This window comes from Streptomyces ureilyticus, assembly GCF_011045025.1.
GTDB lineage: Bacteria > Actinomycetota > Actinomycetes > Streptomycetales > Streptomycetaceae > Streptomyces > Streptomyces ureilyticus.
In genome coordinates, this window is sequence record NZ_JAAKZX010000240.1 from 1 (window position 1) to 13,253 (window position 13,253).

Here is a 13,253-nt window from a genome sequence, read left to right on the forward strand (position 1 = left end):
CTCCTCCTGGCCGCCGACTTCCCCGCCTTCCGCCCCTGGCACAACCACCTCACCCACCCTCGCGGCCACATACAGCTCCGCCTCGGCCACGACGGGCTCTGGTACGCGTACGAATCGGAGCCGGGCCACGACGACTGGTGGCCCCGAGGCACCCCCGACCTCGACCCGGTCGGCGCCCTCACCGGCCTGGGCTCACCGACCGACCATGAACTCCCCATGAGCCCCGGTGACTCCCCATGAGCCCCGCCGAACCCCAAAGCGTGACGTCGCCTCACATGTGGCGGCCCCGTGCAGGCAATGTGGACAAACCGGTCCCGTTTTCGCGCCCACAGGTGCGGAAGCTAGCTTGGAGCGGTGAGTGAGATGAAGTCGCCTGCCCTCCAGTACCGCTTCGACGGCCCGGAAGACGCCCCGGTCCTCGTCCTCGGTCCCTCGCTCGGCACGACGTGGCATATGTGGGATCGCCAGGTCCCGGAGCTGATGAAGCACTGGAGGATCTTCCGGTTCGACCTGCCGGGCCACGGCGGCGCACCCGCGTACCCGGCCGGTTCGGTCACCGATCTCGCGGGCCGGCTGCTCGCCACACTCGACGGGCTCGGCGTCCAGCGGTTCGGCTACGCGGGCTGCGCGCTCGGTGGCGCGGTCGGTACGGAGCTGGCCCTGCGCCACCCGGAGCGGGTCGCCTCGCTCGCCCTGATCGCCGCTTCTCCGCGCTTCGGCACGGCCGACGAGTTCCGCCAGCGCGGAGTGATCGTACGGACGAACGGCCTCGACCCCATCGCCCGTACGTCCCCGGAACGCTGGTTCACCACCGGCTTCGCCGCCGCCCAGCCCGCGATCACCGAGTGGGCCGTGCAGATGGTGCGCACCACCGACCCCGGCTGCTACATCGCCGCCTGCGAGGCCCTCGCCTCCTTCGACGTACGCCCCGAACTCGGCCGGGTCGGGGTGCCCACGCTCGTTCTCGTCGGCTCCGACGACCAGGTCACAGGACCCGCCGAGGCCCGCACCCTGGTCGCCGGAATACCGGACGCCCGCCTCGCAGTCGTACCCGGCGCCTCGCACCTGGTCCCCGTGGAACAGCCCGCCGCGGTCACCGACCTCCTGGTACGGCACTTCACCAGCGCCTGGCAGCAGCCCGCCTTCGACACCACCACCGGCCATATGGCGATCGCGGCGTCCCCGGTCAAGCCGGTGCTGGCCGCGGCCCCGCCGGTCGCGCCCGTCGCCGAGATCGCCGCCGCCGAGCAGCCCGAGGCCCTGGGCAGGCCCGACCCGTACGACGCGGGCATCAAGGTCCGCCGCGAAGTGCTCGGCGACGCGCATGTGGACCGGGCGTTCGCGCAGGCGGACGAGTTCTCCGGGGACTTCCAGGAGTTCATCACGCGCTACGCGTGGGGCGAGATATGGGACCGCCCCGGTCTGGACAGACGCTCCCGCAGCTGTGTCACGCTCACCGCCCTCGTCGCGGGCGGCCACCTCGAAGAACTCGCCTTCCACACCCGCGCCGCCCTCCGTAACGGCCTCACTCCGGCCGAGATCAAGGAAGTACTCCTCCACGCGGGCGTCTACTGCGGTGTACCGGCCGCGAACAGCGCCTTCAAGGTGGCGCAGCAGGTCATCCGCGAGGAGACCACGCCCCAGGAGTGAGCCGCAGGACACCCCGGGCGAGAGGCCCAGGAGTGGCACCCGGGAGTGCGCCCGCTCGTGGGGGCGGAGGCAGGATGGAACTCATGAAGCTGAAGCTCACGAAGAAGTCGCACGCCTGTATCCGGCTCGAGAAGGACGGGCGCACGCTCGTCATCGACCCCGGCGGTTTCAGCGAGGAGGACGCCGCGGTCGGCGCGGACGCCATCCTGGTCACGCACGAGCACCCCGACCATTTCGACGAGGGCCGGCTGCGGGCCGGTCTGGACGCCAACCCCGGCGCCGAGCTGTGGACCCTGAAGTCCGTCTCCGACCAGATCGCGGCGGCGTTCCCCGGCCGGGTGCACACCGTCGGCCACGGCGACACCTTCACCGCCGCGGGCTTCGACATCCAGGTCCACGGCGAACTGCACGCCGTCATCCACCCCGACATCCCGCGCATCACCAACGTCGGCTATCTCGTCGACGGCGGCCGCGTCTTCCACCCGGGCGACGCCCTCACCGTCCCCGACCAGCCGGTCGAGACGCTGATGCTCCCGGTGATGGCCCCCTGGAACAAGATCGCCGAGGTCATCGAGTACGTACGCGAGGTCAAGCCGCAACGCGCGTACGACATCCATGACGCCCTCCTCACCGACCTCGCCCGCCCGATCTACGACCGTCAGATCGGCGGCCTGGGCGGCGCGGAACACCTGCGGCTGACGCCGGGCACCTCGGCCGAACTCTGAGCTCAAGGGCGCCCGAGGGTCCGTTGTCAGACCCGCCCGGTAAGTTGTGAGGCATGCGGATTGCCACCTGGAACGTGAACTCGATCACCGCCCGCCTCCCCCGGCTGCTGGCCTGGCTGGAGAGCAGCGGCACCGACGTGCTGTGCCTCCAGGAGGCCAAGACCACCGCCGAGCAGTTCCCCACCGACGAACTGACCAAGCTGGGCTACGAGTCGGCGGTGCACGCGACAGGCAGGTGGAACGGCGTGGCGGTGATCTCCCGCGCAGGCCTCGAAGACGTGGTCAGGGGCCTGCCCAGCGACCCCGGTTACGACGGCGTCCAGGAGCCCCGCGCCATAGCGGCGACCTGCGGCCCCATCCGCGTCTGGTCGGTGTACGTGCCGAACGGCCGAGAGGTGGACCACCCCCACTTCGCGTACAAACTCCAGTGGATCGAGGCCCTCAAGGCAGCGGTCGCGGGCGACGCGAGCGGCAGCCGCCCGTTCGCGGTACTGGGCGACTACAACATCGCCCCGACAGACGACGACGTCCACGACATCGCCGCCTTCGAGGGCTCCACCCACGTCACTCCCGCCGAGCGAGCCGCCCTCACGGAACTCCGCGAGTCCGGCCTCACCGACGTGATCCCGCGCCCCCTCAAGTACGACCACCCCTACACATACTGGGACTACCGCCAACTCTGCTTCCCCAAGAACCGAGGCATGCGCATCGACTTGGTCTACGGCAACGAGCCCTTCACCAAGGCGGTCAAGGATTCGTACGTGGACCGCGAAGAGCGCAAGGGCAAGGGCGCGTCGGACCACGCGCCGGTGGTGGTGGACTTGGACGTGTAAGCGGGCGCTGAACCTACAGCAACCGCAAGTCCAAAGCCTCAGCCAGCGCAGCGAGCCCCGCATTGCCCGGATGCAGATGATCCCCGCTGTCATACACCGGCAGCATCCGGGACGGGCGCTCCGGATCCCGCAACACCGCATCAAAGTCCAGCACCCCGTCAAACGCAGAGCTGGACCGTATCCACGTGTTCACCGCGGAGCGGCCGGCGTCGGCGGCAGGCGTGCAGCGAGCCTCCCCCTCACAGGGGACGATCGTCGCGCCCAGCACCCGCAGCCCCCGCGCGTGCGCCCGGTCGGCGATCTCCCGCAGCCCGGCGATGACCTGCTCCGCGCTCGCGCCCCAGCGGACGTCGTTGACGCCTTGGAAGACGATGACCGTACGGGCCGACGTCTGCGCCAGGACGTCACGGTCGAGGCGGTTCAGGGCGCTCACGCCGCCCATGTCGGCGGAGACGCCGTCGCCGGGGTAACGGTCGGAGACCACACGGTTCGCCGAGATACCGTGGTTCAGGACCCCGTAGCGCGGGACCACGTCCTGGTTCCGCAGCCGCCTGGCGAGCACATCGCCCCAACGCAGGTTCGCGTCCGGCGTCGACTTCTCGCCGTCGGTGATCGAGTCCCCGAGCAGCACCACGGAACCGGGCCCGCCGCCCACGTCCACACCGGTCAGCAGCGGCCAGTTGCTGATCGTCGAGGTGTACGCGTCCGGGCCGGCGTCCGCGGCATGGTCGCCCGGCTCGCTGAGGTACGACCGCTGGACGGCCAGGCTGTGCATGGGCGCGGCGGTCACTGTTCCCGGCAGATGAAAGCTCACCAGCAGATTGGCATCGGCGGGCACATCGAAGCCGAGCGGATCGCTGAACGCCTGTGCCCCCGCGGGGATTTCGGTCCCGGCGGCGCCCCGGAACGACAGCGGCACGGGAGCGCTTCGCGGGCTCGCACCGGACGCCTGGACCGCCACCGTCGCACTGCCGATCCGTACGGGCGCGGCGGCGAAGGTGTTGTCCAGCCGGATCCGTACGCGCGGCCCGCCCGCCGAGGTGTGCACCACGAGGCGCAGCGTCCGGTCCGTCCAGGGCCCGACCGCCCCGTACCCGGAGGTCGACGTGGCCCAACTGCCCGTCCAGCCGGGCGAATCGGCGCGTACCGACAGCGCGAACACATGCAGTTCGTCGTTGCGCGGCAACTGGACGGAGGCGACGGTCCGGCCTTCGGCGAGCGGCACGGTGACGACGTACAGCCGTGCCTTCTCGGCGAGTTGGCCGCCGGGCGTGTTGACGTGCGGCAGCGCCACGGCCTTCGTGGCGAGGGGGCCGCGGCGCCAGTCGGGTGCGGTCAGCCGGTACGTGGAGTGTGAGCCGTTCGCGTACCGCACCACACCCGTGCCCGTGGCCGCGTCACCGGCCGTGCCCGCCACCAGGAAGGCGAGGGCGTCGCCACGGCCGTGGACCCGGACCAGCTGGCCGTCGGCGCGCACGTTGTCCGGCTGCCCTGCCGTCTTGAGGGGCCAGGTCAGCCGGGCGCCCTGGACGGTCAGTGTGCGGCCCGGCGTCCAGCCCGCGGCGGTCAGGTCCCGGGCCGACAGGGAGCCGCCCGAGCCGTCGAAGTCCGCCTCGCCGGGGCGCGCGTCATCGCTGACGGCCGTGTTGTCGAAGAGCCGCTCCAGCGGGAGCGGCCCGGTCCGGGTGGGCAGCCCGGCCTTCGCGGACGCGGTCGGCACCGCCATCATGAGAAGAGCGAGAGCGACGGCCGGACCCCAGACACGTCGGTGCACGACCGACTCCTCCCGTTTGCCGACAATACGAACAAGCCGAACAAGACGACACGTGCGAGACGTGCGAGACGACAGATGTGACACGACAACTGCGAGACCACAGGTGCTCCGCGAAGCTAAGGAGGCGTCAGGAACCCGTCAATGATCGACGCGCGAACTCCGGGCGAAATCCCCTGGAACAAGCGGCCCAGCGTGCCCTGTGGTGCGCCGGGCGATACGGATGACAGGCTGGGAGTATGAACATCTCGTTCCTGGGCAACTGGCGCAAGAAGCGAGACCCCGCCAGAGTCACTGTCTTCTCGGACAGCGAGAGCGATCGTGAGGGGGTGGCCGAGCTTCTCTCCGAGTGCGAACTGCTGCGCTCCCAGGCGGAGCGGGCGGGGATCGAACTCGACGACTCCCCGGCCTCGTTGGAGGCGCTCGACCAACTGCTGCCGCGCTGGCGCGACGACGAGGAGAGCCTGCCCTGGCTCGGCAACGACGCCGGCCTGTATCTCGGAACGGTCATCCTGCGCACGGTCCCCGGCGCGACCTGGCAGCTGTGGCCGAGCGGTCAGCCGGTGGTGCGGCTGGAGTCCGGCCGCGAGATCGACGTGGTCGCCGCCGGGCACGAGTGGGCGGCCAGTGGCGTACCGGAACTCTCCCAGCTGTACGGCGAGGTGTCGGAGGCGTAACAGGGCTTATGCCCGAAACGTGCGGATGTCGTACATTGGCTGCACTTCTGTCTGGATAGCTGGATAGTTTGCGGCCACCGCGACACAGCGACGAGTGGGTAGGGCTGGGCATGGTTGTCGATCCCCTGATCGAGCTGAGCGACGTCAACAAGTACTTCGGCGATCTGCACGTCCTCCAGGACATCAACCTCACCGTCGGCAAGGGGGAGGTGGTCGTGGTCATCGGCCCCTCGGGGTCGGGCAAGTCGACGCTGTGCAGGGCGATCAACCGGCTCGAGGTGATCCAGTCGGGGGAGATCAGACTCGACGGCAAGCTGCTGCCCGAGGAGGGCAAGGACCTCGCGAGGCTCCGCGCGGAGATCGGGATGGTCTTCCAGTCGTTCAACCTCTTCGCGCACAAGACGGTCCTGCAGAACGTCTCGCTGGGCCAGGTCAAGGTCCGTGGACGCAAGAAGGACGAGGCCGACCGTCGCTCGCGTCAGCTCCTCGACCGAGTGGGCCTCGCCGATCAGGCCATGAAGTACCCGGCACAGCTCTCCGGCGGCCAGCAGCAACGCGTGGCCATCGCCCGCGCCCTCGCCATGGACCCCAAGGCGATGCTGTTCGACGAGCCGACCTCGGCCCTCGACCCGGAGATGATCAATGAGGTGCTGGAGGTGATGCAGCAGCTCGCGCGCGAGGGCATGACCATGATGGTCGTCACGCACGAGATGGGCTTCGCGCGCTCCGCCGCCGATCGCGTCGTCTTCATGTCCGACGGCCGCATCGTCGAGGACCGTACCCCCGAGGGATTCTTCACCGACCCGCGCAGCAACCGTGCCAAGGACTTCCTCTCCAAGATCCTCAAGCACTGACGAGTGACGCGTTCAAGAACTCCTTGAGGGAGCGGTACCTCTCGGGCGATGGCGATGGGGACGACCCGCCTCGCAGCAGCCGGAGATCACTGCCCGCGCAGCGGCACCGACACATACGACGGATCGGCCGGGGGCGAGGAGAAGGTCAGCTGTGCGCCGTCCGGATTGTGCTCGATGTAGAGCGGGTCGACCGTGTCGACGACCAGAGCGAGCCGGTGCCCCGCCGGGACGTCGTACGCCGTGGAGAACAGCTCCAGGTCGACACCGAACGGCTTGCCCGGCGTCTGCCCGTGGAACGTGTACGGCGCGTTGCTGACCAGCTTGCCGAGGCCGAGCGGGCCCACGTCGTAGAGGTACGCGACGAGGGTGCCGCTCTCCTTGTTGCTGGCGACCGTGGTGTGCAATTTCGTGGTCCCGCGCACCTGTTGGGCGCTCTTGTACTTCTCCGACTGCCATACGGCTGCGTGCCGGCGGGGCAGGAACGGCATCGAGGCCATCGGGGGCAGCTGGGCCACCTGGTCGAGGATGCTGGACAGGAAGACGGTGCCGCCGTCCGCGCCGGAGTTGGTGTTCGCGCGGATCGTGGTGGTGCCCGCGAGGTCGATCTTCTTCCGGGTCGCGGTGACCGACTTCCAGTCCGGGTAACCCTCGTAGCCGCCGGTGGAGCGGGACTTGAGCCGGACGGGCTGTTCGCGGTCGATGCCGTTGGCCTCGCCCTTGAGGTGGTGGTCGAACCAGCGGGCGGTGTCGGTCCATACGTCGTTGGGCAGGCCGAAGAGGCCGGTCGCCTCGTTGGTGGCGTGGTCGCCGGGGCGCAGTTCCAGCCGCTTGGGGCCGGTGAGCTTCTCGTAGAAGTCGGCGTACTGGTTGGGCGGGAAGATCGTGTCGCCCCAGGCGTTGGCCATCATGACCGCCGTGCCGTTGGCGTTGATCCGGTCGACGTACGTCGCGGGGGAGCGCTTCTTCCCCCAGGCGATGAGCTCCGGCTCCCTGGCCAGGTTGGAGGCGAAGAAGTCCTTGTAGATCTGCTTGAGTTCGGGGCTCTGGCGGCCGGTGATGGTGCCCGCGACGTCCAGCAGGGCGGTCGCCTGGGAGTGCTGGGTGCGGCCGGAGTAGATCGAGTCGATCAGGTCGGCCCAGCCGCTGAGTGCGGCGACCGCCTTGACGCGCTTGTCGTGTGCGGCGGCGAGAAGGCTGATGCCCGCGCCGTACGAGAGGCCCGCCATGCCGACCTGGTCCGCGTCGGCCTGGGTGTTGGCGAGGGCCCAGTCGATGACCTTGGAGGCGTCGGCGATGTCGGGCGGGCCCGCCACTTCGATATGGCCGCCGGATTCCCAGAAGCCGCGGACGTTGTAACTGACGACCACATAGCCGGAGTTGGCGAGCTTCTTGGCCTGGGCGAGGTACTCGACCTGGGGCAGGCCCCAGCTGGTCGGCAGGACGATCAGGGGGTAGCGGCGGGTGCCGTCGGCGCCTGCGGGCGTGACGACGTTGGCCTTGAGGGTGGTGCCGCCGTCGCCGGCGATGTCTACGAACCGGACGCCGCCGGCCGCGGCCGACGTGCCGGGCGCCGACTGGGCTGCAGGGGCGAGTCCCAGAGCCGTGCCGGCGAGCAGAGTCGCCGAAACGGCACCGACGGCGGTGGTACGCAGGCCCTTGCGAGGGCTTCCCATGGGTCACTCCTCACTCGTGTCAGTGCAAAGTGACCCGACGGTAACCGCCGCCTCTTACCGCAAGTAACCCGTCGGTAAGTTACGTGCGAGTAACGATCGTTGAAATGTGTAGGAACCTAGGAGGCGCGATGTCCCTTCTGCGGAGCGGCCTCCACCGCCGGGGTCTGCGCGGCCTTCGTGACGTCCGCGACGAGCTCGACGACATCAGACCCGTACGCCTGCGAGTTGACGACCTTCAGCAGCAGGACGAAGGAGTTGTTGCCGTGCTTGCGCGCCAGCTTCTCGTGCTGGCGGGCGAGATAGCGGGTGGCCGCCTGGTTGGTGATCGCGCGCTGGCCGCAGAAGACGAACACGGGCCTCGTCGTGTCGTGGCCCTGGCCCGCGGTGAGCCGGGCGAGAAACGCGTACTCGGTCCGGCCGGGCTCCAGGCGATAGGTCTCCCCGCCGATCTGGAAGGCGCCGCGGTCCGGGCCCGGCTCCGGATCCGTGTTCAGGCGGACGCCCGGCAGCAGCGAGTGCAGATGCGCGGCCATCCGGCGATTTGCCGAGGGATGGCCCACGCAGAACTCCGTACGTTCCCCGAAGCCCTGCTGCGCCGCGTCGTGCGCGACGAGTTGGGAGTGTGCCCCGCAGTCCTTGATCAGCGCGGAGAGTTCGAGCAGCGCGGCGACATCGTGGCGCACGACCGTGAGATCCGGGCCGCCCGCGTCGCGATTCACCACCAGCAGCGACTCGGAGTTCTCGGGCAGCCCGAAGAATGCCTGCTTACGGCGGAGTCTGCGCTTCCACAGGTACGTACGGGCGAGCCAGCCGAGCGCGGCGCCGATGACGGCCAGGGCCGCGCCCAGAACGATGTTGCGCACGTCGTCAGTCATGGGCGCGCATGGTAGCGGGCGCGCCGGAACACTGTTCGAGGAGTCCCTGACGGGATCATGGCGAAGAAGTACGCTGCGCAGACGGCTGTTAACTGGAGGTAGGGATGCGTCGTCGTCCGGTCAGGCGGAAGCTCGTGGTTCTGGCGGTCTCGGCCGCCGTGGTGTCGGTCGGGGCGGCACCTCCGTCCGCGCCTGCCACCGCGACGCCGAAGAAGGAGCCGGTCGCCGTCGGATACGGCGGGGCCGTGTCGAGCGTCGACGCGGACGCGTCCGCCGCCGGTATCGAGGTCCTGCGCAAGGGCGGCAACGCGGTGGACGCGGCCGTCGCCACGGCCGCGGCGCTCGGCGTCACCGAGCCGTACTCCGCGGGCATCGGCGGGGGCGGCTACTTCGTCTACTACGACGCCAAGTCCCGTACGGTGCACACCATCGACGGACGCGAGACGGCACCGCTGACCGCCGACTCGGGGCTCTTCCTGGAGAACGGGCAGCCGATCCCGTTCGCCGACGCGGTGACCAGCGGCCTCGGCGTGGGGACGCCCGGGACGCCCGCCACCTGGCAGACAGCGCTCGACGCCTGGGGCAGCAAGCGGCTGAGCCCGCTGCTGAAGCCCGCCGAGCGGCTCGCGCGCGAAGGGTTCACCGTCGACCCGACCTTCCGCTCCCAGACCGAGTCCAACCAGGCCCGCTTCAAGGACTTCCCGGACACGGCCGAGCTGTTCCTCCCTGGCGGCCAACTGCCCGTGGTCGGCGCCACCTTCAAGAACCCCGATCTGGCGCGTACGTACGCGGAGTTGGGCCGCAAGGGCGTCGGCGCGCTCTACCACGGCAAGTTGGCCCGCGACATCGTCGACACGGTCAACGACCCGCCCGTGGACCCGGCTTCCGGGCGCAACGCACGCCCGGGCGAGCTGTCCTTGAAGGACCTCGCGGCGTACGAGACGAAGCGGCAGGTCCCGACGAAGACGAAGTACCGCGATCTGAACGTCTACTCCATCGCCCCCTCCTCCTCTGGCGGCACCACGGTCGGCGAGGCGCTCAACATCCTTGAGAACACGGACCTTTCGAAGGCCTCGGACGTCCAGTACCTGCACCGCTACATCGAGGCGAGCCGTATCGCCTTCGCGGACCGGGGGCGCTGGGTGGGCGACCCCGCCTTCGAGGACGTACCGACGAAGGAACTCCTGTCGCAGAAGTACGCCGACTCGCGGGAGTGCCTGATCAAGGACGATGAGGTGCTGACGAGCCCGCTCGCGCCGGGCGATCCGCGGAACCCCGTGGCCTGCGCGACCGGCGATAAGGCGGCGCCGACGACGTACGAAGGTGAGAACACCACGCATCTCACGGCGGCCGACAAGTGGGGCAACGTCGTCGCCTACACCCTCACCATCGAGCAGACCGGCGGCAGCGGCATCACCGTGCCGGACCGCGGCTTCATCCTCAACAACGAGCTGACGGACTTCTCCTTCACACCCGCGAGCCCCGACGTCCACGACCCGAACCTGCCGGGCCCTGGCAAGCGGCCGCGCTCGTCGATCTCGCCGACGATCGTGCTGGACCAGCACAACAAGCCGGTGGTGGCGCTCGGTTCGCCGGGCGGCGCGACGATCATCACGACCGTGCTGCAGACGCTGACGGGCCTCGTCGACCGTGGCCTGCCGCTGGTCGACGCGATCGCGGCACCGCGCGCGAGTCAGCGGAACCAGGCGACGACCGAGCTCGAACCGGGCCTGTGGAACAGCGAGTTGAGGACTGGGCTGGAGTCGATCGGCCATGGCTTCCGGCAGAACCCGGAGATCGGCGCGGCGACCGGCGTTCAGCGGCTGCCGCACGGGAAGTGGCTGGCGGCGGCGGAGAAGGTACGGCGCGGGGGTGGGTCGGCGATGGTGGTGACACCGGCGAGGTAGTTCAGGGTTCGGCGTGGCCGGTCTTGTCGTAGCTCAGCCCTCGGCCTGACTGGCCTCGTCCGTACTGTCGCCCTTGCTGTCGCCGGTGTTGACGGCCCTGGTCTCGTCCGTGTGGAACACCGGCTCTCCGTACTCGATGTCCACCGTCACGTGGCTGCCCGCCGTGAGCCGGCCGTCGAGGAGGAGGCGGGACAGCCGGTTGTCGATCTCCCGCTGGATCGTGCGGCGCAGCGGCCGGGCGCCGTACTCGGGCTCGTGTCCGCGCTGCGCGAGCCAGTCGACGGCCCTCTCGGTGAAGGTGACCGAGATGTCCCGGGCGCGCAGCCGGCTCCGGGTCTGATCCAGCAAGTGCTCGGTGATGCGGTGCAGTTGATCGCTGGTGAGCTGCCGGAAGACGACGACCTCGTCGATCCGGTTGAGGAACTCCGGCCGGAAGTGCTGGCGCAACGGGCGCAGAACCTGCTCACGGCGGGCCTGCTCGTCGGCCTCGGCGTCGCGCGCGGCGAACCCGAGGCCGGTGCCGCGGGTGATCGCCTCGGAGCCGAGGTTGCTCGTCATCACGATCACGGTGTTGCTGAAATCCACCGTGCGGCCCTGCGCGTCGGTGAGCCGGCCGTCGTCGAGGACCTGCAAGAGGATGTTGAACACGTCGGGGTGGGCCTTCTCCACCTCGTCGAGCAGGAGCAGCGAGTACGGGTGCCGCCGTACGGTCTCGGTGAGCTGCCCGGCCTCCTCGTGGCCGACGTAGCCGGGCGGGGCGCCGACGAGCCGGCTGACGGTGTGCCGTTCCTGGTACTCGCTCATGTCCAGGCGCACCATCCGCTCCTCGCTGCCGAACAGGGCCTCCGCCAGCGCACGGGCCAGCTCCGTCTTGCCGACCCCGGTCGGGCCGAGGAAGAGGAAGCTGCCGATCGGCCGGTCCGGGCTGGCGAGACCGGCCCGGGAGCGCAGGATCGCGTCGGCCACGACCCTGACCGCCTCGTCCTGTCCGACGACCCGCTCGTGCAGATGCTCCTCCAGGCCGAGCAGCCGGTCCTTCTCCTCGGTGGTGAGGCTGCTGACCGGGATGCCGGTCTGCCGGGAGACCACCTCGGCGACGGCCTCGGCGGTGACCTCGAGCTGCTGCCCCTCGTCGGCCTCCCCGTCGCGCCCCGCCTCGATCTTCGTCTTCAGCTCGCTGATCCGGTCGCGCAACTGAGTGGCCTGCTCGTACTGCTCGCTCGCCACCGCCTGGTCCTTGTCCCGGGTGAGCTGCTCGACCTCGCGCTCCAGGGCGCGTACGTCGGTGCCCTTGGTCCGGGCGCGCAGGCGCACCCGGGCGCCCGCCTGGTCCATCAGGTCGATGGCCTTGTCCGGGAGATAGCGGTCCGTGATGTAGCGGTCGGACAGCTCCACGGCGGCGACCAGGGCCTCGTCGGCGTAGCGGACCTGGTGATGGGCCTCGTACCGGTCGGACAGGCCGCGCAGGATCTCCAGCGCGTCCGACGGGGAGGGCTCGGGGACCAGGATCGGCTGGAACCGGCGCGCCAGGGCCGCGTCCTTCTCGATCCGGCGGAACTCCTCCAGCGTCGTGGCGCCCACCACGTGCAGCTCACCGCGGGCCAGGGGCGGCTTGAGGATGTTGCCCGCGTCCATCGAGCCGCCCTCGCCGCTGCCTCCGGCACCGACGACGGTGTGCAGCTCGTCGATGAAGACGATCAGCTCGTCGGAGTTCGCCCGGATCTCGTCGACGATGTTGGTCAGCCGCTCCTCGAAGTCACCGCGGTAGCGCGTCCCGGCCACCACGCCCGACAGGTCCAGGGCGACGACCCGGCGGCCGGCGAGTACGTCGGGCACGTCGCCGTCGGCGATGCGCTCCGCGAGGCCCTCCACGATGGCGGTCTTGCCCACGCCCGCGTCGCCGATCAGCACCGGGTTGTTCTTGCCGCGCCGGGACAGCACCTCGACGGTCTGCTCGATCTCCTGGTCCCGGCCGATGACCGGGTCGATACGGCCCTGCCGGGCGAGGTCGGTGAGATCCCGGCCGTACTTGTCCAGGGTCGGGGTGGGCGAGGAACGTGCCCGCTCCTGGTGCGCTGGAGCGCCTGCCGCCGGGGCCGATCCCTCGGGCGGGAGGGGGGAGGGGCTGAACTGGGCGGCGTTCAGGATGTGCCCGGCGGCGGAGTCGGGGTTCGCGGCCAGGGCGCTGAGGACGTGCTCGGGGCCGATGTAGCCGACGCCTTCCGCCCTGGCCAGGGCGTGGGCGTCGAGGAGGGCGCGTTTGACGGCGGGGGTGATACCGAGGGGGG

At 70.0% G+C, this 13,253-nt stretch carries 10 protein-coding genes and 1 pseudogene; 7 read left to right on the top strand and 4 right to left on the bottom strand.

Annotated features, from left to right (window positions below; all coding sequences use genetic code 11):
* The 4 genes and pseudogenes from G6048_RS41340 to G6048_RS41355 form a co-directional block, all read left to right on the top strand.
* Nucleotides 1-240, top strand: a pseudogene (locus tag G6048_RS41340) (hypothetical protein); the annotation flags it as partial.
* Nucleotides 241-363: 123 nt separating this feature from the next.
* Nucleotides 364-1,650 carry a bifunctional 3-oxoadipate enol-lactonase/4-carboxymuconolactone decarboxylase PcaDC gene (gene pcaDC / locus G6048_RS41345; RefSeq protein WP_206342779.1) on the top strand — a complete coding sequence of 429 codons (1,287 nt, stop codon included), beginning with the start codon at nt 364-366 and terminating at the stop codon, nt 1,648-1,650.
* 89 nt (nt 1,651-1,739) lie between these two features.
* Entirely contained in the window at nt 1,740-2,375 is a 636-nt protein-coding gene (locus G6048_RS41350; RefSeq protein WP_165344768.1) for an MBL fold metallo-hydrolase, read from the top strand.
* Between the two features lie 53 nt (nt 2,376-2,428).
* Nucleotides 2,429-3,208 carry an exodeoxyribonuclease III gene (locus G6048_RS41355; protein ID WP_165344761.1) on the top strand — a complete coding sequence of 260 codons (780 nt, stop codon included), beginning with the start codon at nt 2,429-2,431 and terminating at the stop codon, nt 3,206-3,208.
* Nucleotides 3,209-3,221: 13 nt separating this feature from the next.
* Here the strand turns inward: G6048_RS41355 and G6048_RS41360 are convergent, their stop codons facing one another.
* Nucleotides 3,222-4,934: an SGNH/GDSL hydrolase family protein gene (locus G6048_RS41360; RefSeq protein ID WP_235990978.1), complete on the bottom strand. Its 1,713-nt coding sequence runs from the start codon at nt 4,932-4,934 to the stop codon at nt 3,222-3,224.
* A gap of 284 nt (nt 4,935-5,218) precedes the next feature.
* On the opposite strand from G6048_RS41360, the gene G6048_RS41365 reads away from it, so the two are divergent.
* Together G6048_RS41365 and G6048_RS41370 are read left to right on the top strand one after the other, a co-directional pair.
* Nucleotides 5,219-5,656 carry a DUF6278 family protein gene (locus tag G6048_RS41365; protein WP_165344762.1) on the top strand — a complete coding sequence of 146 codons (438 nt, stop codon included), beginning with the start codon at nt 5,219-5,221 and terminating at the stop codon, nt 5,654-5,656.
* Between the two features lie 110 nt (nt 5,657-5,766).
* Entirely contained in the window at nt 5,767-6,510 is a 744-nt protein-coding gene (locus G6048_RS41370) for an amino acid ABC transporter ATP-binding protein (RefSeq protein WP_165344763.1), read from the top strand.
* 86 nt (nt 6,511-6,596) lie between these two features.
* Here the strand turns inward: G6048_RS41370 and G6048_RS41375 are convergent, their stop codons facing one another.
* Together G6048_RS41375 and G6048_RS41380 are read right to left on the bottom strand one after the other, a co-directional pair.
* Nucleotides 6,597-8,183, bottom strand: a complete 1,587-nt coding sequence (locus G6048_RS41375; RefSeq protein WP_165344764.1) for a CocE/NonD family hydrolase — start codon at nt 8,181-8,183, stop codon at nt 6,597-6,599.
* A 116-nt stretch (nt 8,184-8,299) separates the two neighbouring features.
* Complete coding sequence (locus tag G6048_RS41380; RefSeq protein WP_165344765.1) at nt 8,300-9,058, bottom strand: hypothetical protein; 759 nt, start codon at nt 9,056-9,058, stop codon at nt 8,300-8,302.
* A 104-nt stretch (nt 9,059-9,162) separates the two neighbouring features.
* Between G6048_RS41380 and ggt the strand changes: the two genes are divergently transcribed.
* Nucleotides 9,163-10,965: a gamma-glutamyltransferase gene (ggt, locus tag G6048_RS41385; protein ID WP_165344766.1), complete on the top strand. Its 1,803-nt coding sequence runs from the start codon at nt 9,163-9,165 to the stop codon at nt 10,963-10,965.
* A gap of 33 nt (nt 10,966-10,998) precedes the next feature.
* On the opposite strand, the gene G6048_RS41390 is transcribed toward ggt, so the two are convergent.
* The coding region (locus G6048_RS41390; RefSeq protein WP_165344767.1) for an ATP-dependent Clp protease ATP-binding subunit at nt 10,999-13,253 on the bottom strand (2,255 nt) is incomplete at its 5' end.

What these genes read in the sequence shown, in the direction of transcription:
- pcaDC (WP_206342779.1), top strand. Translation starts at nt 364, where the DNA reads ATGAAGTCGCCTGCCCTCCAGTACCGCTTCGACGGCCCGGAAGACGCC.
- G6048_RS41355 (WP_165344761.1), top strand. Translation starts at nt 2,429, where the DNA reads ATGCGGATTGCCACCTGGAACGTGAACTCGATCACCGCCCGCCTCCCC.
- G6048_RS41360 (WP_235990978.1), bottom strand. Translation starts at nt 4,934, where the DNA reads ATGGCGGTGCCGACCGCGTCCGCGAAGGCCGGGCTGCCCACCCGGACC.
- G6048_RS41365 (WP_165344762.1), top strand. Translation starts at nt 5,219, where the DNA reads ATGAACATCTCGTTCCTGGGCAACTGGCGCAAGAAGCGAGACCCCGCC.
- G6048_RS41370 (WP_165344763.1), top strand. Translation starts at nt 5,767, where the DNA reads ATGGTTGTCGATCCCCTGATCGAGCTGAGCGACGTCAACAAGTACTTC.
- G6048_RS41375 (WP_165344764.1), bottom strand. Translation starts at nt 8,183, where the DNA reads ATGGGAAGCCCTCGCAAGGGCCTGCGTACCACCGCCGTCGGTGCCGTT.
- G6048_RS41380 (WP_165344765.1), bottom strand. Translation starts at nt 9,058, where the DNA reads ATGACTGACGACGTGCGCAACATCGTTCTGGGCGCGGCCCTGGCCGTC.
- ggt (WP_165344766.1), top strand. Translation starts at nt 9,163, where the DNA reads ATGCGTCGTCGTCCGGTCAGGCGGAAGCTCGTGGTTCTGGCGGTCTCG.